The 24089-nt window shown below is 75.2% G+C and carries 21 protein-coding genes; 11 read left to right on the top strand and 10 right to left on the bottom strand.

Translation table 11 applies throughout. The features are described from left to right. Positions 1–36 precede the first annotated feature (36 nt). Complete coding sequence (locus SMD11_RS07385) at positions 37–2064, top strand: transglycosylase domain-containing protein (RefSeq protein ID WP_234365949.1); 2028 nt, start codon at positions 37–39, stop codon at positions 2062–2064. 49 nt (positions 2065–2113) lie between these two features. Here SMD11_RS07385 and SMD11_RS07380 read toward each other — a convergent pair whose 3' ends face one another. Together SMD11_RS07380 and SMD11_RS07375 are read right to left on the bottom strand one after the other, a co-directional pair. Further along, positions 2114–3406, bottom strand: a complete 1293-nt coding sequence (locus SMD11_RS07380) for a hypothetical protein (RefSeq protein ID WP_087925673.1) — start codon at positions 3404–3406, stop codon at positions 2114–2116. Between the two features lie 43 nt (positions 3407–3449). Next, on the bottom strand, positions 3450–4220 hold the full coding sequence (locus SMD11_RS07375; protein ID WP_234365948.1) for a peptidyl-tRNA hydrolase: 771 nt from the start codon (positions 4218–4220) through the stop codon (positions 3450–3452). Positions 4221–4277: 57 nt separating this feature from the next. Between SMD11_RS07375 and SMD11_RS07370 the strand changes: the two genes are divergently transcribed. From SMD11_RS07370 to SMD11_RS35365, 3 genes are all read left to right on the top strand, one after another. After that, entirely contained in the window at positions 4278–5255 is a 978-nt protein-coding gene (locus SMD11_RS07370; protein WP_087925672.1) for an ABC transporter ATP-binding protein, read from the top strand. A gap of 196 nt (positions 5256–5451) precedes the next feature. Beyond that, entirely contained in the window at positions 5452–6120 is a 669-nt protein-coding gene (locus SMD11_RS07365; protein ID WP_087925671.1) for an ABC transporter, read from the top strand. Between the two features lie 90 nt (positions 6121–6210). Then, a complete protein-coding gene (locus SMD11_RS35365) occupies positions 6211–6384 on the top strand; it encodes a hypothetical protein (protein WP_159395254.1) in 174 nt (57 codons plus the stop codon). Positions 6385–6648: 264 nt separating this feature from the next. Here SMD11_RS35365 and SMD11_RS07360 read toward each other — a convergent pair whose 3' ends face one another. Further along, positions 6649–7533, bottom strand: coding sequence for a polysaccharide deacetylase family protein (locus SMD11_RS07360; RefSeq protein WP_234365947.1), 885 nt, complete (start codon positions 7531–7533; stop codon positions 6649–6651). Between the two features lie 182 nt (positions 7534–7715). Next, positions 7716–8834, bottom strand: a complete 1119-nt coding sequence (zapE, locus tag SMD11_RS07355; protein WP_418952417.1) for a cell division protein ZapE — start codon at positions 8832–8834, stop codon at positions 7716–7718. A gap of 71 nt (positions 8835–8905) precedes the next feature. On the opposite strand from zapE, the gene SMD11_RS07350 reads away from it, so the two are divergent. Further along, positions 8906–9703, top strand: a complete 798-nt coding sequence (locus SMD11_RS07350; protein WP_087925669.1) for a pyrimidine reductase family protein — start codon at positions 8906–8908, stop codon at positions 9701–9703. A 157-nt stretch (positions 9704–9860) separates the two neighbouring features. Beyond that, on the top strand, positions 9861–10331 hold the full coding sequence (locus SMD11_RS07345; protein WP_087925668.1) for an indole-3-glycerol phosphate synthase: 471 nt from the start codon (positions 9861–9863) through the stop codon (positions 10329–10331). 153 nt (positions 10332–10484) lie between these two features. Here SMD11_RS07345 and SMD11_RS07340 read toward each other — a convergent pair whose 3' ends face one another. Together SMD11_RS07340 and SMD11_RS07335 are read right to left on the bottom strand one after the other, a co-directional pair. Further along, on the bottom strand, positions 10485–11231 hold the full coding sequence (locus SMD11_RS07340) for an ABC transporter ATP-binding protein (RefSeq protein WP_234365946.1): 747 nt from the start codon (positions 11229–11231) through the stop codon (positions 10485–10487). Further along, complete coding sequence (locus tag SMD11_RS07335; RefSeq protein ID WP_087925667.1) at positions 11228–12292, bottom strand: ABC transporter permease; 1065 nt, start codon at positions 12290–12292, stop codon at positions 11228–11230. Before SMD11_RS07335 ends, SMD11_RS07340 begins: the two co-directional genes overlap by 4 nt. Positions 12293–12578: 286 nt before the next feature. Here SMD11_RS07335 and SMD11_RS07330 point away from each other — a divergent pair, with 286 nt between their 5' ends. The 4 genes from SMD11_RS07330 (at position 12579) to msrB (ending at position 16688) form a co-directional block, all read left to right on the top strand. After that, the gene (locus SMD11_RS07330; protein ID WP_234366364.1) at positions 12579–13733 is read left to right on the top strand and encodes a sensor histidine kinase; all 1155 of its coding nucleotides are present in this window, start codon (positions 12579–12581) and stop codon (positions 13731–13733) included. Further along, positions 13730–14359 carry a response regulator gene (locus SMD11_RS07325; RefSeq protein ID WP_087925665.1) on the top strand — a complete coding sequence of 210 codons (630 nt, stop codon included), beginning with the start codon at positions 13730–13732 and terminating at the stop codon, positions 14357–14359. Before SMD11_RS07330 ends, SMD11_RS07325 begins: the two co-directional genes overlap by 4 nt. Positions 14360–14849: 490 nt before the next feature. Then, positions 14850–16247 carry a UDP-N-acetylmuramate--L-alanine ligase gene (gene murC / locus SMD11_RS07320; protein WP_087925664.1) on the top strand — a complete coding sequence of 466 codons (1398 nt, stop codon included), beginning with the start codon at positions 14850–14852 and terminating at the stop codon, positions 16245–16247. Positions 16248–16280: 33 nt separating this feature from the next. After that, complete coding sequence (gene msrB, locus SMD11_RS07315; protein ID WP_087925663.1) at positions 16281–16688, top strand: peptide-methionine (R)-S-oxide reductase MsrB; 408 nt, start codon at positions 16281–16283, stop codon at positions 16686–16688. Between the two features lie 39 nt (positions 16689–16727). On the opposite strand, the gene SMD11_RS07310 is transcribed toward msrB, so the two are convergent. The 3 genes from SMD11_RS07310 to lpdA form a co-directional block, all read right to left on the bottom strand. Then, positions 16728–17024 (bottom strand): hypothetical protein, encoded by a 297-nt coding sequence (locus SMD11_RS07310; RefSeq protein ID WP_087925662.1) that lies wholly within the window; start codon positions 17022–17024, stop codon positions 16728–16730. Positions 17025–17156: 132 nt separating this feature from the next. Further along, positions 17157–18899: a malto-oligosyltrehalose trehalohydrolase gene (treZ, locus tag SMD11_RS07305; protein WP_087930338.1), complete on the bottom strand. Its 1743-nt coding sequence runs from the start codon at positions 18897–18899 to the stop codon at positions 17157–17159. A gap of 272 nt (positions 18900–19171) precedes the next feature. Further along, on the bottom strand, positions 19172–20605 hold the full coding sequence (lpdA, locus tag SMD11_RS07300; RefSeq protein WP_087925661.1) for a dihydrolipoyl dehydrogenase: 1434 nt from the start codon (positions 20603–20605) through the stop codon (positions 19172–19174). 119 nt (positions 20606–20724) lie between these two features. On the opposite strand from lpdA, the gene SMD11_RS07295 reads away from it, so the two are divergent. Beyond that, the gene (locus SMD11_RS07295; protein ID WP_087925660.1) at positions 20725–21660 is read left to right on the top strand and encodes a LysR family transcriptional regulator; all 936 of its coding nucleotides are present in this window, start codon (positions 20725–20727) and stop codon (positions 21658–21660) included. Here the strand turns inward: SMD11_RS07295 and treY are convergent. Then, positions 21630–24047, bottom strand: coding sequence for a malto-oligosyltrehalose synthase (gene treY / locus SMD11_RS07290; RefSeq protein WP_087925659.1), 2418 nt, complete (start codon positions 24045–24047; stop codon positions 21630–21632). The genes SMD11_RS07295 and treY overlap by 31 nt on opposite strands. Between the last annotated feature and the right edge of the window lie 42 nt (positions 24048–24089).

Genomic DNA, 24089 nt, shown 5'->3' with positions numbered 1-24089 from the left:
TACCCACCGGACAGGCGCAGGCCGTAGGGTCGAGCGGTGTTCGAACGCCGAAAAGGGGCGCACGCCCGGAACCACGCCGCCCCGGCCCGCCGTAGGCGCGCCGCCCCCCGCAAGCGCAGGCTGCGCCCCGCCTACCCCCGGCCGGGGCGGCAGGGCTTCCGGCGCTGGGTGCCCTCGTGGCGCCAGACGCTGGGCTCCGTCCTCACCGCCGGCGGGCTGCTGACCGCCCTGGTGACGATCATGTACGTCCGCACCGAGATACCCGCCGACCTCAACGCCTTCGCCACCCAGCAGGACAACGTCTACTACTGGGCCGACGGCACCGAGATGGCCCGCACCGGCGAGGTCAACCGCCAGGACCTCGATCTGCGCAAGGTCCCCGAGAAGGTCCGCTGGGCGGCGCTGGCCGCCGAGAACGAGACCTTCTACTCCGACAGCGGCATCTCGGTCAGCGGCATGACCCGCGCCGTCACCAGGATGGTCACCGGCGGCAGCACCCAGGGCGGCTCCACGATCACCCAGCAGTACGTGAAGAACGCCTACCTCAACCAGGACCAGACCTTCAGCCGCAAGTTCACCGAGATGTTCATCGCCATCAAGCTGGACAACCAGATGAGCAAGGACGACATCCTGGAGGGCTACCTCAACACCAGCTGGTTCGGGCGCGGCACCTACGGCATCCAGCGCGCCGCCCACGCCTACTACGGCAAGGACGTCTCGCAGCTGAACGCCAGCGAGGGCGCCTTCCTGGCCTCGCTGCTCAAGGGCGCCGGCCTCTACGACCCGGCGCTCGGCCCGAAGAACCACGAGCGCGCCGTGGAGCGCTGGAAGTGGATCCTCGACCGGATGGTCACCATCGGCAAGCTCTCCAAGGAGGAGCGGGCCGGATACACCACCTTCCCGGAGCCCCAGGCCCCGCCGAAGCCGGCCGGGCTCACCGGGCAGACCGGCTATCTGGTGGAGACCGCCCGCGCCTACGTGAGCGCCCACACCGAGGTCTCCGACCACGACTTCGACCTCGGCGGCTACCAGATCCGCACCACCTTCGAGAAGCCCCGCATGGACGCGCTGACCGAGGCCGTCGCCGAGGCGAGCGGCCGCCTGGACGCGGAGAAGCGCGACGCCGACAAGGACGTCCGCATCGGCGCCGCCTCGGTCGCCACCGACGGGCGCATCGTCGCCCTGTACGGCGGCCCGGGCTACCTCAAGCAGGGCTTCAACGACGCCAACTCCTCCGTCGTCCCCGCGGGCACGTCCTTCACGCCCTTCGTCTACGCGGCCGCCCTGCGCGAAGGTGTCCAGAAGGAGCGCGGCAAGCCCCGCACCCCGGTCTCCCCGGCGACCGTCTACAACGGGGACGACAAGATCTCGCTGCTCACCCCGGAGGGCCCGTACTGGGACCGCTCCGGCAAGATCGTCAAGGCGCTCAACGACGGCGGGAAGTCCTGGGGCAAGGTCACCCTGAAGGAAGCGGTCGCCCAGTCCGTCAACACCCCGATGATGCAGCTCGGCATGGACGCCGGCCTGGACCAGGTGGGCGAGACCGCCGTGGCCGCGGGCCTGCTGAAGAACAGCCTCGGCCAGAAGCTGCCCGGCTTCTCGCTGGGCACCGCGACCCCCAGCGCCATCCGCATGGCCGGGGCGTACGGCACCTTCGCCGCCGGCGGCCTGCACAGCGAGCCGTACTCCGTGGACAAGCTCAGCCGCAACGGCAACCCCGTCCCGGTGGAGAAGCCCGAGGCCGAGCGGGTGCTGCCCGCGAAGGTCGCGGGCGCGGTGGACGACGCCCTGCGCGAGGCCGTGCTGCGCGGCAGCGCGACCACGGCGCGGGCGGCCGGGGCCGGCGCCGCGGGCAAGACGGGGACGGCGCAGGACAACAAGTCGGCGTGGTTCGCGGGCTACCGGGACAAGGTGTCGACCGCCGTCTCGCTCTCCCGCATCGACCCGAAGTCGCAGGAGCTCCAGCCCCTGGACGGCCTGGCCGGGGCCGCCAAGGGCACCCTGGGCAGCACCATCCCGATCGACATCTGGACGAAGTACATGACCGCCGCCCCGAAGCGCTGACCGGGACGGGCGGCGCCGGGCCCGGCCCGGCGCCGCCCGTCCCGCTCCGCTACTTCTTCTTGACGAAGCCGGACCAGTCCGGGGACTGGGCCGGGTCCAGGCCGCGCAGCTTCGTCAGCACCTTCGGATCCTGCTCGTCCAGCCAGTCCGCGAGCTGCTTGAAGGACACGCAGCGCACGCCGTCGCGCTTGCACACCGACTTCATGACGTCCTCGATGGCCTTCATATAGATGCCACCGTTCCAGTCCTCGAAGTGGTTGCCGATGAACAGCGGAGCCCGGCTGCCGTTGTAGACGCGCTCGAAGCCGTTCAGATAGCCGTCCCGCGTCAGCTTCCGCCACTCCGCGTACTTCTTCGGGTCGCCCTTGGTGTCGTCGCCGGACTGGTTGTAGAGGAAGTTGAAGTCCATCGAGAGGACCTGCTTCTCGCTCTTCGGGTACGGCAGCAGCTGGAGCGGGAAATTCCAGACGCCGTTGATCTGGGACGGCCAGATCTGGAAGTCACCGGGCGAGCTCGCGTCGTACCGCCAGCCGAAGGACTTCGCCACCGGTATGAGGTTCTTCTGCCCCTCCAGGCACGGGGCGCGCCCGCCGGCCAGCTCCTTCTTGTAGTCGAAGGGCAGCGGCGGCAGGTCCGTGTAACCGGTGTTCGTCTTCCAGTTCTGCACGAAGGAATAGGACTGCTCGATCTCGCTCTTCCACTCCGCCGTGCTCCAGTCGCCGCCGCCCTTGGCGCCGCAGAAGTGGCCGTTGAAGTGGGTGCCGATCTCGTTGCCGTCCAGCCAGGCGCCGCGCACCTGCTGGAGGGTGTCCCTGATGTGCGGGTCCGTCGCGTAGGAGATCGCCGACTCGCCGGGCTTGTGCTGCGGCGGCTTGTACAGCGACGCCTTCGACTTCGGCAGCAGATAGGTGCCGGTGAGGAAGAACGTCATCTGGGCGTCGTTCTGCTTGGCGACCTGGCGGAAATGCGAGAAGAGGTGGTCGTCACCCTCCAGCGCGCCGTCCCAGGAGAAGACCACGAACTGCGGCGGCTTCTCGCCGGGCTTCAGCCTCTCCGCCTTCGGCTGCTTGGGCTGCGGCCCGGTGTAGGAGGTCGAGCCGTCGCCGAGCACCCGGACCTTGCCGTCCCACTTCTCCTCGGGCTTCCTGCTCGGCCCCGGCTCCTCGTCGGGCTCGGCCTCGGGGGCGTTCTTCGCCTTGCCCTTCGGCTGCGCGGACGCCGAGGACCCGCCCTTGGCGTCGCCCTCCTTGCCGCTGCCGCAGGCGGACAGCCCGAGCCCGAGGGCGGCCACGGCGCCCACGGTGACCAGAGCCGTCGCGCCGCGTACGGTCTTTTTCGACAACTTCTTACCCCCTGGCGCCAAAACAGATGTTCTGGCGCCAGTATCACAGGTCGTACTGCCCGACCCGTAGCGCCGGGTGGTCCGCGACCACCGTGCACGATCCCGGGGCGATCTCGGTGAAGCCCGCGTCCCGCACCACCGGCAGCCCGCTCGTGGTCAGCCCGGCCCAGCGCTCCGGGTCGGCCGTCCGCACCGTCAGCGCGAAACCGGACTCCCGCCAGGCCCGCCGGGCCGCCTCGTCCAGCCCCCACCACGCGAGCTGTGCGCCGTGCCCCGCCTGGGCCATGGTCTTGCCGGCCGACATCTCCAGCTCCGGGTTGAGCCACAGCACCGGGCCCGCGGGGCCGGTGAGCGGGGCCGGGGGCTCCGGGTCGTCCAGGTCCGTGCCCGACACCTGGAGCTTCACCAGCTCCTTGGGCCAGCCGTCGAGCGGCACGGGCGGGAAGACCCGCACCTCGGCCCGCTCGCCCGTGACCGTGATGCCCGGCAGCGCCGACGCCTTGCGCCACTCGGCGCCCCGCGCCCGCCGCACGACCTTCCGGATCCGGGCGTCCTGCCAGTCCCGCACGGCCCGCGCCCACTCGCCGTCCACCCCGTCGGCGCCGGTGGCCGCGCGCGCGTCGGACAGCAGCGTCAGCACCGCGCGCGCCGCCGTCTCCAGGGCGTCCGTACGGGCCGGGGGCGCGTCCTTCTCCATGCGGACCACGAGCGGCAGCACGAACTGCGGCGCCTCGTCGCGGGGGTCCTCCGGGCGGGCGGCACCGTCGGCGGCGGTCCCGGGGCTGGCATCGGGGCGGGTGTCAGGGCTGGTCACGCCCCCAGTCTGCCAGCCGTCAGATGAGCGGACCGCCCCGGCCGTTACTGTGGGCGCATGAGACTCAGGGGGGTCGGACGCCGGTACGGGCTGCGCGGGCCGTGGGTGCTGCGCGACATCGATCTCGACCTGCCGCGGGGCGCCCTGCTCCGCGTCGAGGGCGCCAACGGCAGCGGCAAGTCGACCCTGCTGCGCCTGCTCGCCGGCATCGACACCCCCACGGCCGGCCGGATCACCGGCCGCCCGCGCACCGCGTACGTCCCCGAGCGCTTCCCGGCCGCCCTGCCGTTCACGGCCGGCGGCTACCTCACCCACCTCGGCCGCGTCCACGGCCTCGGCCGGGCGGCCGCCGCGCGCGGCGCCGAGGAATGGCTGGAGCGCTTCGGCGCCGGCCGGCACGCCCGGACACCCCTGTCCGAGCTGTCCAAGGGCACCAGCCAGAAGGTCGCCGTCGCCCAGGCCCTCCTCGCCGACCCGGAGCTCCTCGTCCTGGACGAGGCGTGGACCGGCCTGGACCAGGCCTCGCGCGCCCTCCTCGACGAGGCGGTCACCGGCCGCGTCGCCGCCGGGGGCACGGTCGTCTTCGTCGACCACGACCCGCGCCGGCTCGCCGCACCGGTCCGGGGCGCGGCCGACGCCGTGCACCGGGTGGCGGGGGGCCGCCTGACGACGGAGCGGGGGGCGGGCGCGGTTGCCGTCTCCGGCCAGGACGGGCCGGGTGCTTCCGGCGATGCCGGGCCGTGTGTGCTCGCTGATGCCGAGCCGCGTGCCACGGGTGATGCCGACCCGCGCGTCCTCGTCGAGGCCGAGGGACCGGCCGGGGCTCCGCTGCCCCGGGACCTGCCGGGCGACCCGGCTCCGGTGCCCGTGGGTCCCCCCGCCCCGCCCGGCACCGTGCGGCTGACCGTCGCCGCCGCCCACTCGGACGCCCTGCTGCGCGCCCTCCTCGCGGCCCGGCCCGCCTGGCACATCCGCGCGGTGACACCTGCCGGGCCGCGGCCCTCCGCGCCGCCTGCCGACCCACGTCCCTCGTGATGCCCGCCGTTCCACCGTCCCGGCGTGAGTCGGCTCGCGGTCCTCGTGGCGCCTGCCGAGCCACCGGCCCGGTGGCGCCGCCCCGCGCCCGCGTCATGCCCGCCGAGTCACGTCCCCGTGACGCCCACCGGCTTCCCGGACCCGCCGTGTCCACCCGCTTCCCGCCCGCCGACCGACGCCGAGAAGAGCCGCACCGATGACCGCACTCCTGCGCTACCAGGCCGCCCTGCTGTGGCGCTCGCACCGCTGGCTGCCGCCGCTGATGCTCTACGGCATCCTCATGGTCATCGGGGTCCAGCACGGCGAGCCGGTCCTGGACTCCTTCGGCTACGCCGCCGGGGTGCTGCTGCCCGTCGCCGCCTGGCTCGTCCGGGTGTGCGTCACCAACGAGCCGCCCGCCGCCCGTGACTGCGCCGCCGCCGCGGCCGGGCCCGGCCGGGTGCACCTCGCCGGGATCCTCACCGCGCTGGGCGCCTCCACCGTGCTCGCCGCCGCCGGGACCGGCGTCGTCGCCGCCATCGGCGACCCGCGCAGCGCCGACCACCAGGTGTCCGTGGACCTCTGGCCCGCCACCGCGGCCGGTCTGGCGGCGGCCTTCGCCTGCGCCCTGCTCGGCACGGCCGTCGGCGCCCTGTGCAACCGGCCGGTGCTGCGCAGCACCGCCTGGGCGGTGCCGTCGACCGGGTTCGCCGCGATCCTGGTCCTCTTCGCCGGCGGCTCGCCCGCGCGCGCCGCCGTGACCGGGCTCGTCACCGGCTCCCGCAGCGGCACGGTGCCGTTCTCGCCGCTGCCCCTGGCCGGAGCCCTGGCGCTGACGGCGGCGGCGGTCGCCGTGGCGTGCGCGCTGGCCGGACGACGGGCGTGACCCGGCCGTGAGGAGCGCCCCGGGGTGGGCGACCATGGAGGGACGCGCGGATGAACACCCGGACGGGCGCGCGGACCGACGGAGGAAGACATGGAACGCACGGACGGGCGCCCCGCCACCGCGGTGACCCCCGCCGCCCCCGCCGCCTTCGCGGACTGCGTGCACTGCGGCGAGCCCACGGAGCACCCGGCGGAGCGGCCGGGCATCACGCTCTGCCCCGTCTGCGAGTGGCAGGAGGCCCAGCGCACGGCCTGCTCGGGCTGACGGGGCGGGAGTCCGACGGGCCGGGGCGGTCTCCGGCCGCCCTGGACCGATGCCGCCCGCGTGTTCCCGCTACGGGATCTGAACGGGCGGCCCCGGCCGACCTGGACTGCCCCGGCGGACCTGGAGCGTCCAGTTCCGGGATCTGAACGGTCCGTCCAGGCCGCCCCGGCCTTCCCGGCCGTCCCCGACCGCCCGTTCCGGGCTCGCCGGCCCCCGAGCTGCCACGGGCCGGCGGTGATCCGTCCCCGCCCCGTCCCTCCGGCCTCAGCTCCCGGAGCTCCCGGAGCCCCCTGCGATCAGGTCCGAGACCCGTACGAACTCGTAGCCCCGCGCCCTCAGCTCGGGCACGATCCGCCGCACCGCCTCTTCCGTGGTGGGCGCCGCGCTGCGCGTGCAGTGCATCACCACGACCGAGCCGGGCTTCACCTGCGCCAGCACCTGGTCCGCCACCGGCCCCGCCTTCTTGGCGAAGGCGTCACCGCTGACCACGTCCCACTGCACGGCCGTCACCTTCGCGGGCGCGACGGCGCGCAGCGCGGCGTCGTCGTAACACCCGCCGGGGAAGCGGAAGTACGGGACCATGTTCCGCACCCCCGCCGTGCGGAAGGCGTCGAACGCGCGCTCCACATCGGCCCGGGCGCCGCCGCGCGGGACGGTCGGCAGCCCGTAGCAGGGGGTGGCGAAGGCGTGGTGGCTGTACGAGTGGTCGGCGACCTCGAAGAGGGAGTCGCCGCCGATGGACCGGGCCTGGTTCGGGTACTGCTCGGCCCACCGGCCGGTCATGAAGACCGTGGCGGGCACCTTGAGCCTGCGCAGCGTCGTGATCAGCTCGGGGTTGTCGAACCGCTCACCGCGCGCGGCGCGCGGGCCCTGGTCCGAGGTCATGTCGGCGTCGAAGGTCAGCGCGACGCGCTTGGCGCCGCCGCGCTTCCCGTGGAAGAACACCGGAGCCCGGCCGTCGGACCCCACGGGGAGGGTGGGCGCGGCGGACGCCGCGGGGGAGGCGGCGGGGGTGGGACGCGCGGCGGCCGAGGAGGATGGGGCGGCCGGGGCGGCCGAGGACTTCCCGGAGCCACCGCCGCAGGCGGCGAGACCCCCGCAGAGGGCGAGGGCGGCGAACGATCGGACGATACGAGTCGGCGAGTGCACCGCAGCACCCTATGTCCGGCGGACGGCACGGACTTCCCCCGCTGCCGCCGGGGGCGCCCCCGGACGGCCCGTGCGGAATCCGGTCCGCCCGGCGTCCGGGGACACCGTGCGGTGGCGAGGCGGGGGCCCGGGGCGGAGCCCCGGTCCGGGAAGGGGCGGGTAGGGGAAGACCCGCCGTCCCCCTACTCCGCGACCAGCGACTTCGCGTCGCGCGCCAGCGCCGTCAACCGCGAGATCGCCCGGAAGTACTTCTTCCGGTAGCCCCCGTTCAGCATCTCCTCGCTGAACAGCTCGTCGAACGGCCGCCCCGAGGCCAGCACCGGCACCTCCCGGTCGTACAGCCGGTCCGCGAGGACCACCAGGCGCAGCGCCGTGGACTGGTCGCCGACCGGCTCCACGCCCGTCAGGCACACGGCGCGCACGGAGTCGCACATGGCGCCGTAGCGGCTCGGGTGGACCTTGGAGAGGTGGCCGAGGAGGGACGGGAAGTCGTCCAGGGAGGCGCCGGCGGTCGCGTACGCCGTACGGGTGACGGTGTCGTCGTCGAACGGCACCGGGGCCTGCGGCAGGCCCCGGTGGCGGTAGTCCTCGCCGTCGATGCGCAGCGGCCGGAAGTGCGCGGACAGGCCCTGGATCTCGCGCAGGAAGTCGGCCGCCGCGAAGCGGCCCTCGCCGAGCTTGCCCGGCAGCGTGTTGGAGGTGGCGGCCAGGGCCACGCCCGACTCGACGAGCTTGCTCAGCAGCGACGAGACGAGCACGGTGTCGCCCGGGTCGTCCAGCTCGAACTCGTCGATGCACAGCAGGCGGTGGCCGCCGAGGGTCCGGACGGTCTGCTGGAAGCCCAGCGCGCCGACCAGGTTCGTCAGCTCCACGAAGGTGCCGAAGGCCTTCTGCTCGGGCGCGGCCGGGGTGGCGTGCCAGAGGGAGGCCAGCAGGTGGGTCTTGCCGACGCCGTAGCCGCCGTCGAGGTAGACGCCGCGCGGGCCGGCCGCGGGCTTCGCCTCGCGCCGGAACCAGCGCTTGCGGCCGGTGCCGCTCACGTCGCCGAGGCCGGCCGCGAAGCCGCCGAGCACCTGGACGGCCTCGGCCTGGCTGGGCTGCTTGGCGTCCGGTATGTAGTTGTCGAAGCGCACCGAGTCGAAGCGCGGCGGCGGCACCATCTCGGCGACCAGACGGTCGGCCGGTACGTGCGGGGCGCGCGAGGTGAGCGCGATGGGGGAGCCGGTGACCGGCCCGGCTATCGGGTCGGTGGCGCCGGTGGAACCCGGGGCGCTGGAGGCTGCTGCGGTGGAGGACGACACAGCTCTCCAGCCTAGTCGCTGTCCGCAGGGCTCAGGGCCCGGGAACAGCGAGGCATGTCACACTGCGGCCTATGCGACGCCTGTTCCCCCACCCTCTCACCCCGTCCGACATCGAAGACCGCACCTGGGACCTGGCCGAACTGGCCGAGGCCTACGCGTACCCCGACGCGCCCGGCACTCCGGGGGCGGCCGGTGGAGGGGCCCCCTCCGCGTGGCTGCGGGCCAACATGGTCTCCTCGCTCGACGGCGCCGCCCATCACGAGGGGCGCTCCCAGCCGCTGTCCTCCGACGCCGACATGCGGATCTTCGGCACTCTGCGGGGCCTCGCGGACGCCGTGGTGGTGGGCGCCGAGACCGTACGGCGGGAGGGGTACCGGCCCGCGCGGGCACGCGAGGCCTTCGCGGCGCGGCGGGCGGCGCTCGGGCAGGGCCCCGCGCCGGCGATCGCGGTCGTGAGCGCGGGTCTCGATCTGGACTTCTCGCTTCCGCTGTTCACCGCGCCGCTGGTGCCGACGCTCGTCCTCACCGGCGCGGAAGCGCCCGCGGACCGGGTCCGGGCGGCGCGCAAGGCCGGTGCCGAGGTGGTCGTCGTGGGCGAGGGGCGGCGGGTCGACGCCGCGCGGGTGCCCGGCGCGCTGGCCGAGCGGGGGCTGACGCGGCTGCTGACGGAGGGCGGGCCGAAGCTCCTCGGCCAGTTCGTGGCGGCGGGCGTGCTGGACGAGCTGTGTCTGTCGCTGGCCCCGGTGGCGGTCTCCGGTACGGCGGCCCGGATCGTGAACGGCCCGCCCATCGCGGTGCCGGAACGATTCACCCTGGCCGCGGTCATAGAAGAATCGGGTTTCCTCTTCACCCGGTACCACCAGATCTGACAATCGGCGGAATTTCCTCTTCCGGTTACCTGTCGATGGGCAGAATTGAGTCGGACGCGCCCCGAGGGGCACGTGATCAAAACAGGCGGGCCCAGGGGGGCACGCGCAGGATGGTTTCTGTTGGGCCGGTGGCCCACGAAGGAGAAGGGCTTCCACCGTGTTCACGAGCGTATTGATGATCGAGCAACCTCTGTCCGCCGCGGACGTCGACTTCGTCACCACCCTTCACGACGACACGATGTCCTTCATCGTCCTCATGCAGCCGAGAGGTGCCGAGGACCGGCTGCTGCGCGCCATCGACGACGTCGCCCTCGGCGAGCTGGAACAGGCGGTCCACGAGGCCGACGAGCCCGAGGGCGAGCAGGCCCGCCGCCCGGCGGCCCTCGCGCTGGAGCACTCGCTGCGCTCCCTGCGGGACGCCGGCTGCGAGGCCGTCGGCCAGCTCATCGAGGGGCACCCGCTCGACCTGCTGCGGTCGGTCGTGGACCAGACCCACGCCGACGAGGTGATCGTGCTGACCGCCCCGCACCTGGTCGAGGAGTTCTTCCACCGCGACTGGGCCTCCCGGGCGCGGCACAAGGTCGGCGTGCCGGTGCTGAAGCTCTACGCCCACAACGACGAGGAGTGACCCCGGCGGGTGGTGCCGGGGTCCGGGCCGGGTGACGCCGGGGGCGGGCCGGGTGGTGAGGGGGCCCGCCGGGCGGCACCTGTGCCCTGCCGGGTGGTGAGGCGGCTCTGTCGGGTGCCGCCTGGGCCCCGCCGGGCGGCGGCCAGGGCGGGGCTAGGCCTCCGCCAGCCGGCCGTCCCGCATCACCAGCACCCGGTCGGCCCGGCCGAGCAGCGCCCGGTCGTGCGTGACCAGCACCGTCGCGGTGCGGTGCCGGCGCGTCACCTCGGCCAGCAGCTCCACCACCCGCTCGCCGCGCTCGTGATCCAGCGCCGAGGTCGGCTCGTCCACCAGGAGGACGGACGGACCGCCGAACAGCGCGCGGGCGATGTTCACGCGCTGCCGCTCGCCACCGGACAACCGGTGCGGGCGGCGGCGCCGCTTCGCCGCGTCCAGGCCCACCGACTCCAGCAGCTCGCCCGCCCGGCCGCGGGCCTCCCGCACCCGCCCGCCCCGCAGGTGCGTGACCGCCAGCAGCTGCTCCTCGGCGGTCAGCGACGGCAGCAGGTTGGCCTGCTGGAACACGATGCCGATCCGCTCGCGGCGCAGCGCCGTACGGTCCCGGTCGCTCATCCGTGCCGTGTCCCGGCCCGCGACGGTGACGCGGCCCGTGTCGGGGCGCAGCAGCGTCGCCGCGACCGCGAGGAGGCTCGACTTCCCGGAGCCGGACGGCCCGGCGACGGCCACCAGCTCGCCCGGGGCCACGGCCAGGGACACCGCGTCCAGGGCCGTCAGCCGGCGGTCGCCGTCCGGATAGGTGAGCGTCACGCCTGCCAGGGACAGGGCGGGGGCACCGGTGCGGGGCAGCGGCTCCCGAGGGGAGGGAGCGGGCGGGGAACCGGGCATGTCAGGGGCGGTCATCGGTTGGCTCCCAACGCGGTCAGCGGGTCCACGGACGTGATGCGGCGCACGGCCAGCGCGGAGCCGGCCAGCCCCAGCAGCACCATCGCCGCCACGGGCACGGCCACCGTGGCCGCCCCCAGTTCGAAGGGCACCGCCGCCGAGGCCAGCGCCCCGCCGGCCGCTCCCGCCGCGGCGCCCAGCCCGGCCCCGGCGACCAGGACCACCGCGGCCTGCCCCAGCGCGTCCCGCACCAGATAGCCGCCGCTCGCGCCCACCGCCTTGAGCACCGCCACCTCCGGGCGCCGCTGCACCGTCCACACCGTGAAGAAGGCGCCCACCACCAGCGCGCTCACCACGAACAGGAAGCCCTGTACGAGCTGGAGGGTGCCGTGCTCGGCCGCGTAGCCGTCGATCCCGTCGAGCGCCTCGGCGACCGGCACCGCCCGCGTCGTCCGCGCGGCGTCCCCCGAGGGGCCGCCGGAGCCCGTGACCGCGAGCGTCGTCGGCCCGGCCTGGTGGCCGACGCGCTGCCAGGTGGCGAGCGTCGTCCACACGCTCGGCGCGTGCCCGTGGCTCCGGTCGGCGGTGATCCCGGAGACGGTCAGCTCCTCGGCGCCGAGCGTGACCCGGTCGCCCACCCGGATCCCGGCCTCGCGGGCGACCCGCTCGCCGACCGCCAGGCCGCCGTCACCAGGTGCCTCACCCGCCACGAGCGCCGGCCGCAGCCGCGCGGACGTGCCGAACGCGCTGACCGACTCCGCCTTGCCGTGCGCCGTCAGCCGCGTCATCGCCACCCCCAGCGGCTCGGCCCCGCGGACCCCGGGCGCCGCGCGCCAGGCCCGTACCTGTCCGTCGTCGAGGGCGCTGTTCGAGAACGACACCTCCGGTGCGGCCCCGGCGGGCGCGCCGAAGACCACGCGGTCGGCGGGCAGGCCCGCGACGGCCGACGTGGCCTCGCGGGCCAGCCCGCCCGTCAGGCCGTAGAGGAAGACGACCAGGGTGGTGATGAGCGCGACGACCGTGGCCATGAGGGCGAACCGCCCCCGGGCGAAACGGATGTCACGGAGCGCGACGAACAAGGACCCCTCCCGGGTTCTGATCAGGACCCCTCCACCGTGCCGCGCGCGGGCCGCCCCGCCATCAGGGCAAGGGCTGGTCCGCACCCGGTCCGTCCGGTGCACCCGAAAATCAATCGAACGGTTGAGGGTCGTCCGGAGGGCCCCGCCGAGGGGGAGCCGTACGCTCGATGGGGTGACCCCCACCCCCGCTCCCCACGCGACGGCACCGCGCGCCCGCGCGCACGCTCTCCTCGCGCGCTCCCGCCCGCGGCGACGCGCCGGTGCGGCCGTCGCCGAGGCGCCGTCGCTGCGGCTGGTCCGCCTCGCGCTGCACGGGGCGTTCTACGCCCTGCTCGCCGTCGCCCTCGGCCCGTCCCTCCTCGGGCAGGAGCCCCCGGCCGTCCCGGCCCTCGGCCTGCTGCTCGCCGCCGCCTACGGCGCGGGCGTCGTACGCCGCACCGCACGGCCCGGCCTGTGGCTGACCGGCGTCACCGCGCTGTGGCTCGCGCTCCTCGCCCTGGACCACGGCTTCAGCTACGTCGCCTTCCCGCTGTTCTTCCACTTCCTGCACGCCCTGCCGGTGCGCTGGTCGCTGCCCGCCGTCGCCGCCAGCACCGCCGCCGTCGTGGCCGCCCAGGCCACCGCCCCCGGCGGGCTCACCGCCGCCAAGGTCATCGGCCCGGTCGCCGGTGCCGTCGTCGCCGTCCTGACCGCCTACGGCTACGCCGCCCTCTACCGCGAGAGCGCCCGCCGCCAGAGCCTCATCGACGACCTCGTCCGCACCCGGGACGAGCTCGCCGCCGCCCAGCGGGAGGCCGGCCGGCTCGCCGAACGGCAGCGCCTCGCCCGCGAGATCCACGACACCCTCGCCCAGGGCCTCTCCAGCATCGTCCTGCTCGCCCGCGCCGCCGAGACCGCCGACCCCGAGACGTCCCGCGCCCATGTGCGCGAGGTCGGCCGGACCGCCGCCGACAACCTCGCCGAGGCCCGCCGCTTCGTCCGGGCCCTCACCCCGCCCGCCCTGGAGGACACCCCGCTGCCCGAGGCGCTGCGCCGCGTCACCGCCCGTACCGCCCCCACGGCCGCCTTCCGCCTCGACGGCGAGCCCCGCGCCCTGCCCGTCGAGACCGAGGTGGCCCTGCTCCGCCTCACCCAGGAGGCGCTCGCCAACGTCACCCGGCACGCCCGCGCCGAGCACGCCGCCGTGACCCTCTCCTACCTCGACGGAGAGGTCACCCTCGACATCTACGACGACGGCGTCGGCTTCACCCCGGGCCGGGGCCCCGCCGACGGCCGCCGCACGTTCGGCCTGCACGGCATGCGCGAGCGCATCGCCGAGCTCGGCGGCACCCTGACCGTCGAGTCAGCCCCCGGCGAGGGCACCGCGGTCGCCGCCACCGTGCCCGTACGCCCCGCCGCCCCGGCCGGAGCTCCGGAGCCCGGCGCCCTGGAGGCCGCGTGATCCGGGTCCTGCTCGTCGACGACCACCCCGTCGTCCGGCGCGGGCTGCGCGCCATGGTCGATGACCTGCCCGACGTGGAGGCCGTCGGCGAGGCCGCGGACGGCGCCGAGGCGCTGCGCCTCCTCCAGGACGGCGCGCGGCCCGACGTGGTCCTGATGGACCTCCAGATGGGCGCCGGCATGCACGGCGTCGAGGCCACCCGCCGGATCACCGCCCTGCCCGACCCGCCCGCCGTGCTGATCCTCACCACCTACAGCACCGACGCCGACATCCTCGCCGCGGTCGAGGCCGGTGCCACGGGCTACCTCCTCAAGGACGCGCCGCCCGAGGACGTCGCCACGGCCGTCCAGGCGGCGGCCCGCGGCGAGACGGTGCTGGCCCCGCCCGTGGCCGCCCGCCTGCTGGGCCGGGTGCGGGCCGGCCGCCCGACGCTGTCGCCCCGCGAGGCCGAGATCCTGGGCCTGCTCGCCGAGGGCCTGGCGAACAGGCAGATCTCCCGCAGGCTGTTCATCAGCGAGGCGACCGTGAAGACCCACCTCGTGCACCTCTACGGCAAGCTCGGCGTCGACAGCCGCACGGCGGCCGTCGCGGCGGGGCTGGCGGCGGGGCTGATCCGGGCGGTGTGAGACGGCGGGGCGGAGCCCCTGCGGGGTCCGGGAGACCGTTGACCGTCCCCGCGCCGACGGAGCCGGCCCGGCCGCCCCGGAGGGAGAACACGGGGGACCGGAGCGTCCCCTGTCCGCCCCTTCCCACGGGGTGCGGGGCTCCGCCGACACCCTGTCCCGCGCCCGCCGTCGGCCGGACGGGCTCACCCTCGACGGTTGCCGGCCGGTCCCGGCCGCGGGGCGGGGCCCTTTCCGGGGTCCGGGAGGCCGTTGACCGTCCCCCTTCCCACCGGGTGCGGGGCTCCGCCCGGGCCCCCGCCGACGTGCTGTCCCGCGCCCGCCGTCCGCCGGACGGGCTCGCCCCCGACGGTCGCCGGCCGGTCCCGGCCGCGGGGCCGAAACGCCCGTACGAGGCGATACCGGGCGCCCGTGGATCAGGGCGGCGGCGACGGGTGCAACAATCGGGGCGCTAAGACGTATCCACCTTTGCCGACCCCAGGGAGCACCGCACATGGCACCGGCCGTCCCCACGACGATGGACCGACCGCACTTCATCGGCATCGGCGGAGCCGGCATGTCGGGCATCGCGAAGATCCTCGCGCAGCGCGGCGCGGCCGTCGCCGGCAGCGACGCCAAGGACTCCGCGACCGCCGAGGCCCTGCGCGCCCTGGGCGCCACCGTCCACATCGGCCACGCCGCCGAGCACCTGGCCGAGGACGCCACCTGCGTCGTCGTCTCCAGCGCCATCCGCGCCGACAACCCCGAGCTCGCGGCCGCCGCCGAGCGCGGCATCCCCGTCGTGCACCGCTCGGACGCCCTCGCCCGCCTGATGGACGGCCTGCGCCCGATCGCCGTCGCCGGCACCCACGGCAAGACGACCACGACCTCCATGCTCGCGGTCTCCCTCGACGCCCTCGGCCTCGCCCCCTCGTACGCCATCGGCGGCGACCTGGACGCCCCCGGCTCCAACGCCCTGCACGGCAGCGGCGAGATCTTCGTCGCCGAGGCGGACGAGAGCGACCGCAGCTTCCACAAGTACGCGCCCGAGGTCGCGATCATCCTCAACGTGGAGCTGGACCACCACGCGAACTACGCGTCGATGGACGAGATCTACGAGTCCTTCGACACCTTCGTCGGCCGGATCCGCCCCGGCGGCACGCTCGTCGTCTCCGCCGACCAGGCGGGCGCCCGCGAGCTGACCCGGCGGGTCTCGGGCCGCTACGACATCGAGGTCGTCACCTACGGCACCGCCGAGGACGCCGACGTCCGCGTCCTCAAGGTCAACCCGCGCGGCCTGACCAGCGAGGTCACCGTCCTGCTCGGCGGCAAGATGCTGACCTTCACCGTCTCCGTGCCCGGCAGCCACTACGCGCACAACGCCGTCGCGGCCCTCGCCGCGGGCGTCGCGCTCGGCATCCCCGTGCACAACCTCGCCTCGGCGCTCGCCAAGTACACCGGCGTCAAGCGCCGCCTCCAGCTCAAGGGCGAGGCGAACGGCGTGCAGGTCATCGACTCCTACGCGCACCACCCCACCGAGATGACCGCCGACCTGGAGGCCATCCGCGGCGCGGTCGACGCCGGATCGCGCATCCTCGTCGTCTTCCAGCCGCACCTCTTCAGCCGCACCCAGGAGCTGGGCACCGAGATGGGCCAGGCCCTCGCGCTGGCCGACGCCTCCGTGGTCCTGGACATCTACCCGGCCCGCGAGGACCCCATCCAGGGCATCACCAGCGAGCTGATCATCGACGCCGCGCGGACCGCCGGCGCCGATGTGCGGCCCGAGCACGACATGGCCGCGATCCCGGACGTCGTCGCGGGAATGGCCCGCCCCGGCGATCTCGTTCTGACCATGGGCGCGGGTGACGTCACGGACCTCGGTCCGAAGATCCTGGCCCGCCTGGAGAGCTGACACCGGCAGGACGAAAAGTAAGGGGCGCGCGACATGGCGTACGAGGTCGAGAAGTCGGACGAGCAGTGGCGCGCGGAGCTGTCCCCGGCGGAGTACCAGGTGCTCCGCCGGGCGGGCACCGAGCCCGCCTTCCGCGGTGAGTACACCGACACCACCACGGCGGGCGTCTACTCCTGCCGTGCCTGCGGCGCGGAGCTGTTCCGGTCCACGGAGAAGTTCGCGAGCCACTGCGGCTGGCCGAGCTTCTACGACCCGAAGGACTCCTCCGCCGTCGAGCTGATCGAGGACCGCACGCACGGCATGGTCCGCACCGAGGTCCGCTGCGCCCGCTGCGGCTCGCACCTCGGGCACGTCTTCGAGGGCGAGGGCTATCCCACGCCCACCGACCAGCGCTACTGCATCAACTCCGTCTCGCTGCGCCTGGAGCCCACGGAAGGCTGATCCCCTGGGCTCTCCGGCCGGTCCGCCACGGGCCGGGGGTCAGCCCCTGGACAGGCCGCTCAGGCCCTTCTTCAGGTCGTCGTAGTTCATCACCGGGTGCATCTCGACCTCGGCCTCCATGTCGATGAAGAGCTTCTCCGCGACGGCGGGCATCTGCGAGGACTCCTCCATGTCGAAGACGAGGAGGCAGGTGCGCCCGCCGTCCAGGGCGGTGAAGTAGGCGGCCTCGGGCTTGAGCTGGTCCATCAGTTCCTGGATGAGCCCGGGCATCGAGCCGCTCTTGATCGCCTCGTTCCCCGCGCGGGTGTCCATCCGGGCTCTGAGCAGTGTGCGCATGGCGTCTCACTCCTCCGGTGCGACGCACCGCACCCGGCGCTCCGGCTCCGCGCACACTCAGGCGCGGATACGCCCTTCTCCAGGGTCTCCCCGACGCTTCCCGGCCGCAACGCGGGCCGTCCGGGGCCGGTCTCAGCCGCCGCGCAGCACGGCCGCCGACTCCGCCGGGAGCCGCAGCGATCGCGCGCCGCCTCCGGTGGACAGCTCCACCGGGCGCCACGCGGCCAGCACCTCCGCCGGGCCGTCGAGCGGGACCGCGGCCGGGCCGCCCGCCGGGTTGACGGCGACGCACAGGCCGCCCCGGCGCACCACCGTCACCAGGTCCCCGGTGACGGTGACGGCCGTGTCCGAGAGCGGCCCGGCCGTGAGCCCCGGCGTGGCGCGGCGCAGGGCGATCAGCGTCCGGTGCCAGTCCAGGAGCGCGCGGTGCGGCTCCCGCCCCGGCTCCGTCCAGTCCAGGCAGGAGCGCTCCCGGGTGGCCGGGTCCTGCGGGTCGGGGACGTCCTCGGCGGCCCAGCCGTGCGCCGCGAACTCCCGGCGCCGGCCGGTCCGTACGGCCTCGGCCAGGTCCGGGTCCGGGTGGTCGGTGAAGTACTGCCAGGGGGTACGGGCGCCCCACTCCTCGCCCATGAACAGCATCGGCGTGAACGGCCCGCACAGGACGAGCGCGGCGGCGCAGGCCAGCAGGCCGGGGGAGAGGCGGGCCGACAGCCGGTCGCCGACGGCACGGTTGCCGACCTGGTCGTGGGTCTGGGCGTACCCGAGCAGGCGGTGCGCGGGGGAGGCCGGGTCGAGCGGGCGGCCGTGGCGGCGGCCGCGGAACGAGGAGACGCCGCCGTCGTGGAAGAAGCCCCCCGTCAGCGTCTTGGCCAGGGCGTGCGCGGGATCGGCGGCGAAGTCGGCGTAGTAGCCCTGGGACTCGCCCGTGAGCGCGGTGTGCAGCGCGTGGTGGAAGTCGTCGTTCCACTGGGCGTGCAGACCCTGGCCGCCGGCCTCGCGCGGCGCCGTCGTCGCCGGGTCGTCGAGGTCGGACTCGGCGACGAGGAACAGCGGCCGGCCCAGCCGCGCGGCCAGCGCGTCGACGGCCCCCGACAGCTCGGCCAGGAAGTGCTTCGGCCGGGTGTCGGCCAGCGCGTGCACCGCGTCCAGGCGCAGCCCGTCGAGGCGGTAGTCCCGCAGCCACGCCAGGGCGCTGCCGGTCAGGTACGCCCGGACCTCGTCCGAGCCCGGCGCGTCCAGGTTGACCGCGGCCCCCCACGGCGTGTGGTGGGTGTCCGTGAAGTACGGGCCGAACGCGGGCAGGTGGTTGCCCGACGGGCCGAGGTGGTTGTGCACCACGTCGAGGACCACGCCCAGGCCCGCCGCGTGCGCCGCGTCCACGAACCGGGCCAGCCCCGCCGGGCCGCCGTACGGCTCGTGCACGGCCCACGGCGCCACCCCGTCGTAACCCCAGCCGTGCCTGCCCGGGAACGGGCACACCGGCATCAGCTCCACATGAGTGACCCCCAGCCCGGCCAGGTGCGGCAGCCGGGCGGCCGCCGCGTCGAAGGTGCCCTCGCGGGTGAACGTGCCGACGTGCAGCTCGTACAGGACCGCCCCCGCCAGCGGAGCCCCGGGCCAGTCGGCCTGCCAGGGGAAGAGGTCCGGGTCGACGACGGCGGACAGGCCGTCCGGCCCGTCGGGCAGCCGGCGCGAGCGCGGGTCCGGCAGCACCGGCCCGCCGTCCAGGGCGAAGCCGTAGCGCGCGCCGTCCGCGGCGGGGGCGGCGCGGCGCCACCAGCCGGTGCGGGCGGGGTCGGGCTCCATGGGGTGCGTGTGGCCTTCGAGGGCCAGTGCGACGTGTTCGGCTTCCGGCGCCCACACCTCGAACAGCACGGGGTGGCCCCTTTCGACGGTGACGACGGTGGTGCCCATGGTGCCGTGCGGGGGCCGCTGCGCGGGGCTTTTCCCCACCCCGCCCCTTCCCGAACCGGGGCTCCGCCCCGGACCCCGGTCCTCAATCGCCGGACGGGCTGAAATCAGCCCGTCCGGCGATTGAGGACACCGCGCGTCAGCGCGGAAAAGGGGGTCTGGGGGCGAAGCCCCCGGTTCGGGAAGGGGCGGGGTGGGGAAAGGCCCGCCGCAGGCGCACCCCGCCCCCACACCCGTCACCCCCGCTGATGCAACCCCCGCCCCGCCAGCGACAAGAACACCTCCCCCACCGCCTCCGACAACGTCGGATGCGGATGGACATGCTGCGCCACATCCGACGCCTCCGCGTCCCAGCCCACCACCAGCTGACTCTCCGCGATCATCTCCGACACGTGCGGCCCCACCAGATGAACACCCAGCACCCGCCCCCCACCCCGCTCCGCGACGACCTTCACCACACCGCCCCGGCCGTGCACCATGCCCTTCGCCACGGCCGTCAGCGGCATCGAGTTCACGTCGACCTCGTGCCCCCGCTCGCGGGCCTCGGCCTCGGTGAGGCCGACGGACGCGGTCTGGGGGCTGGAGTAGGTGACGCGCGGCACGGCGGCGTAGTCCACCGGCCGGGGCGAGCCGCCCGCCAGTGTCTCGGCGACCAGCAGTCCCTCGGCGAAGGAGGCGTGGGCCAGCCCCAGGGACGGCGGCGGCAGCAGGTCGCCCACCACGTGGACGCCCGGTACGGACGTCTCCAGGCGCGACCAGTCGGCCGGGGCGACGAAGCCCCGGGCGTCCGTGGCCAGGCCGGCGGCCGCCAGGCCCAGCCCGTCGGTGACCGGCACCCGCCCCACGGCGACCAGCAGCCGCTCGGCCACCACGGTACGGAGCTCCCCGCGGGCGTCGCGGACGCTCGCCCGTACGCCGTCCGCCACCACCTCGGCGCCCTCCAGCCGGGCGCCCACCCGCACGTCGATCCCGCGCTTCTTCAGACCGCGCGTCAGATGGCGGCCGACGTCGGCGTCCTCCAGCGGCAGCAGCCGGCCGGCCGCCTCCACCAGCGTCACCTCGGCTCCCATGGACCGGTGCAGCGAGGCGTACTCGACCCCGATCGCCCCGCCGCCCAGCACCAGCACCGAGCCCGGCAGCCCCGGCGCGAACAGGGCGTCGTCGCTGGTCACGATCCGCGAGCCGTCGGGCTCCAGACCGGGCAGCGTGCGCGGCCGCGAGCCCGTGGCCAGCACCACGCCGCGCCGGGCCGTCCACACGGCGCCCGCCTCGGCGCCGGAGTCGATCCGCACCGTCCGGGGCCCCGTCAGCGACGCCGAACCCCGCACCACCCGCACGCCGGCGTGCGCGAGGTGCCCCTCCACACCGAGGTGGTTGCGGGAGACGATGTCGTCGCGGGTCGCGGTGAGCGCGGACCAGTCGACGGAGTCCAGCGTCGCCTTGACCCCCCAGCGCTCGCGCGCCTCCGCGATGCCGTCGACCAGCTCCGCCGCGTGCAGCATCGCCTTGCTCGGGACGCAGCCCCGGTGCAGACAGGTCCCGCCGACCAGGTCGCGCTCCGCGAGGACGACGTCGAGTCCCAGGGCGGCGGCCCGCAGAGCGGTGCTGTAGCCCCCGGTGCCGCCGCCGATGACGAGGACATCTGTCGCGTACTCACGTGTTTCAGCCATGGCTCCACCCTGCGCCGTCAGGGATTATGAGTCCAACGCAATGTTTCGATCGGTTCGATGAGATCCCTTCATGAGATCCCTTCGTGAGGTCTCTTCATAAAGCCCGTCAGGGAGCACGCATGAGCCTGCGGCAGATGGAATACCTCGTCGCGGTGGTCGAGGAGGAGTCCTTCACCCGCGCCGCCGAGACGCTCAACGTCACCCAGTCCGCCCTCTCCCACCAGATCAAGGCCCTGGAGCGGGAGGTCGGCGGCCCGCTCCTGGAGCGGCGCCCCCGGGGCATCGGCCTCACCCCGATGGGCCGCGCCTACCTGCCGCACGCCGAACTCGCGGTGCGCAGCGCCGAACAGGCCCGGCGCGCCGCCAAGGCCGCCGCCGGCGCGGCCGGCGGCGAGCTGCACATCGCCTCGCTGCACGCGCTCGCCGTCGGCGTCATGCCGCCGCTCTTCGCCCGCTGGCGCGCCGCCCACCCGGCCGTCCGGCTCCACCTCCACGAGTACGCGACCACCGAGGAGCTGCGTGACCACATGGAGCGCGGCGTCGCCGACCTCGCGATCGGCCCACGCCCCGACGACTGGCCCGGCCCCGTCGTCCCCCTCGGCACGGAGCGGATCGCCCTGATCACCCACGCCGGCGACCCCCTCGCCGCACGGCCGGGGCCCGTGTCGGTGGCCTCCCTCGCCGACCGCGCGTGGGTCCGCTGCGCCCTGGAACCGGTGATCCAGGGGCGGCGCTGGCTCGACTGGGTCTGCGCCCAGGGCGGCTTCGCGCCCCGCACGGCCGTGTGGACCGAGCACTCCTCCACGGCCGTGCGGATGGCCGTCGCCGGACTGGGCCTCGTCGCCGCCCCCGTGCACATGGCGCGCGACGTGCCCGGCGCCGTCGTCCTCCCCACGGACCCGCCGTGGCGCCGCGAGCAGACGGCCTTCTCCCGCGTCGAGCTCACCGGCACCACGGCCGCCTTCGCCGGTCTCTGCCAGGAGCTGGCCTTCCCGGAACCGGAGCCGGAACCGGAGCCGGCCGGTCAGCCGCGCACCAGCAGCGCCACCGGATAGACGTCCAGCAGCTCCGCCAGTTCCACCCGCCCCGCCACGGCGCGGTCCGTCAGCAGCTCCCGCCAGCGGCCGCCGCCCGGCAGCTCCAGGGCCGTCCCCCGCCAGCCGCCCGCCTCCTCGAGCCGCCCGCGCAGCCGTGTCGCGACGGAGACGGCCGCGCCGGACCGGACGAAGGCCACGCAGTGCCCGGCGGCCGGGCCGAGGGCGGCCAGCGGGGTGTACGAGCCGTCGGCGCCGAACCACTCGGGGTGCGCCCGGCGCAGCCGCAGCGCGACCCCCGTGAGCCGCAGCTTCTCGGCGGACAGGCCGGTCGGCTCGGCGCCGGGGAAGTCCGGCACCCTCCGGTTGTCGGGGTCCACCAGGGCGGTGCGCAGGCGCTCGGTGCCCATGTACACCTCCGGCACGCCCGGCATGGTCAGGTGCAGCAGCGCCGCGCCCAGCGTGTTGGCCCGTACCGCCGGGGCCAGGGCCTCCTCCAGCGGCCCGAGCTCCGCGTGCGCCGGACCGCACGGCCCCGCCGCCGCGTACGCCTCCACCGCCGCCTCGTACGCGGCGTCCGGCTCCGTCCACGTGGTGCGCAGCCCGGCCTCCCGGACGCTCTTCAGCAGCGCCGGGGCCAGCCGCTCCGGATCGGCGGAGCCGAGCCCGAAGACGCTCTGCCAGGCCAGCCACGCCACGTGCGGGTCCGGCGCGGCGGCCTCGTACGCCCCGCCGCCGGACGGTCCCGCCACCCGGTCCATGAGCTCGCCCCACCGGTGCGGGAATTCGCTCAGGGCGGCGATCCGGGCCCTCAGGTCCGCGCTGCGCTTGGTGTCGTGGGTGGACAGGACCGTGCCGGTGGCCGGCCAGTCGCGCTGGATCCGGGCGCAGTAGGCGTGGAAGTCGGCGGGCGGCACCGCGGGCCGGTCCGGGACGCCGCCGACCTCCGTGGCCGACAGCAGGGGAGCGTGCCGGTAGAAGGCGGTGTCCTCCACGGACTTCGCGCGCAGCGCGGACGCGGTCTGGGCGAACCGGGCGCAGAAGTCCCGGTGCTCCGGCCCGGCCCCCAGGCGGCCCAGGGCGGCGTCCCGGACCGTCTCGACCACCAGGGCCTCCTCCGGCACGGCGAAGGCCGTACGCGCCCCCTGGGCGGCCTGGTCCAGCAGCGTGGCGTCCACGGGGGCGACCGGCTTCCCGGGGACGGCGTAGGGCCGGTAGACGGGCAGCCGGACGAGGATCTCGCGCAGCGCGGTGCGCAGCGCCCAGGGGGCGTGGTCGCGCAGCGGCAGCGAGATCTCGCAGAGCCGCCCGGCGCCGCGCACCAGCCGTTCGACCTCGGCGGCGAGCTCATGGGTGATCACCTTGTACGCGGCGCGGCGCTGCGTCGCGGGCCAGTCGCCGCCCCGGTCGGGCGGCAGGCCGGTGAAGGCGCGGTAGCGGGCGCCCAGCTCGGCGGCGCCCTCCGGGTCGACGAACAGGCCGTCGAGGTGGCGCAGGGCGTCGTAGCCGGTCGTCCCGGCCACCTGCCAGCCCGCGGGCAGCCGCTCGTCCCCGCTGAGGATCTTCTCCACCACCGTCCAGCGGCCCCCGGTGGCGCCGGCGAGCCGGCGCAGGTAGCCGGCCGGGTCGGCGAGCCCGTCGGGGTGGTCGACGCGCAGCCCGTCGAGCACGCCCTCGCGCAGCAGCTGGACCACCTTCGCGTGGGTGGCGTCGAAGACCTCGGGGTCCTCCACGCGGACCGCGATCAGCTGGGAGACGGTGAAGAAGCGCCGGTAGTTCAGCTCCGTCCGGGCCAGCCGCCACCACGCCGGCCGGTACCACTGGGCGTCCAGCAGCTCGGGCAGCGGCAGCCGCTCGGAGCCGGGCCGCAGCGGCAGGACATGGTCGCGGTAGCGCAGGACGCCGCTGCCGTCCGCGCCGCCCGGGGAGGCGGCGCCCGGTTCCACCCGGAAGTGCGCGAGCTCGTCGCCCAGCCGCCCGGCCAGCACCGGCAGCAGCACCTTCCCGCCGTGCTCCGACCAGTCGATGTCGAACCAGCGGGCGTACGGGGAGGCCGGCCCGTCGCGCAGCACCCGCCACAGCGGGCCGTTGAGCCGCAGGCAGGCGGGGACCGCCATGTGGTTCGGGACGATGTCGAGGATCAGCCCGAGCCCGTGCGCCCGGGCGGTCCGGGACAGCGCCCGCAGGCCCTCCTCGCCGCCCAGCTCCGCCCTTACGGCCGAGTGGTCGGTCACGTCGTAGCCGTGGCTGGAGCCCGGCACGGCCTCCAGGACGGGGGACAGGTGCAGGTGCGACACCCCGAGGGCGGCGAGGTGGGGCACTGCCCGCTCGGCTGCCCGGAAGGGGAAGCCGGGCTGGAGCTGGAGCCGGTAGGTGGCGGTCGGCGGCGCGGCGGTGTCGGGCGTCATGGGAACGTACGTACCCACAACGGGCGCCGTTGTCGCGGCGGA

This window comes from Streptomyces albireticuli, assembly GCF_002192455.1.
Lineage (GTDB): Bacteria > Actinomycetota > Actinomycetes > Streptomycetales > Streptomycetaceae > Streptomyces > Streptomyces albireticuli_B.
Note: the sequence above shows the minus strand (reverse complement) of the source record. Positions and strands in the feature narration are given on the sequence as shown.

Coding starts and splice junctions, on each gene's coding strand:
- treY (WP_087925659.1), bottom strand. CDS start 24,047: ATGACGCCCGACACCGCCGCGCCGCCGACCGCCACCTACCGGCTCCAG.
- murC (WP_087925664.1), top strand. CDS start 14,850: ATGGCACCGGCCGTCCCCACGACGATGGACCGACCGCACTTCATCGGC.
- SMD11_RS07295 (WP_087925660.1), top strand. CDS start 20,725: ATGAGCCTGCGGCAGATGGAATACCTCGTCGCGGTGGTCGAGGAGGAG.
- SMD11_RS07365 (WP_087925671.1), top strand. CDS start 5,452: ATGACCGCACTCCTGCGCTACCAGGCCGCCCTGCTGTGGCGCTCGCAC.
- lpdA (WP_087925661.1), bottom strand. CDS start 20,605: ATGGCTGAAACACGTGAGTACGCGACAGATGTCCTCGTCATCGGCGGC.
- SMD11_RS07310 (WP_087925662.1), bottom strand. CDS start 17,024: ATGCGCACACTGCTCAGAGCCCGGATGGACACCCGCGCGGGGAACGAG.
- SMD11_RS07350 (WP_087925669.1), top strand. CDS start 8,906: ATGCGACGCCTGTTCCCCCACCCTCTCACCCCGTCCGACATCGAAGAC.
- SMD11_RS35365 (WP_159395254.1), top strand. CDS start 6,211: ATGGAACGCACGGACGGGCGCCCCGCCACCGCGGTGACCCCCGCCGCC.
- msrB (WP_087925663.1), top strand. CDS start 16,281: ATGGCGTACGAGGTCGAGAAGTCGGACGAGCAGTGGCGCGCGGAGCTG.
- SMD11_RS07340 (WP_234365946.1), bottom strand. CDS start 11,231: ATGACCGCCCCTGACATGCCCGGTTCCCCGCCCGCTCCCTCCCCTCGG.
- SMD11_RS07370 (WP_087925672.1), top strand. CDS start 4,278: ATGAGACTCAGGGGGGTCGGACGCCGGTACGGGCTGCGCGGGCCGTGG.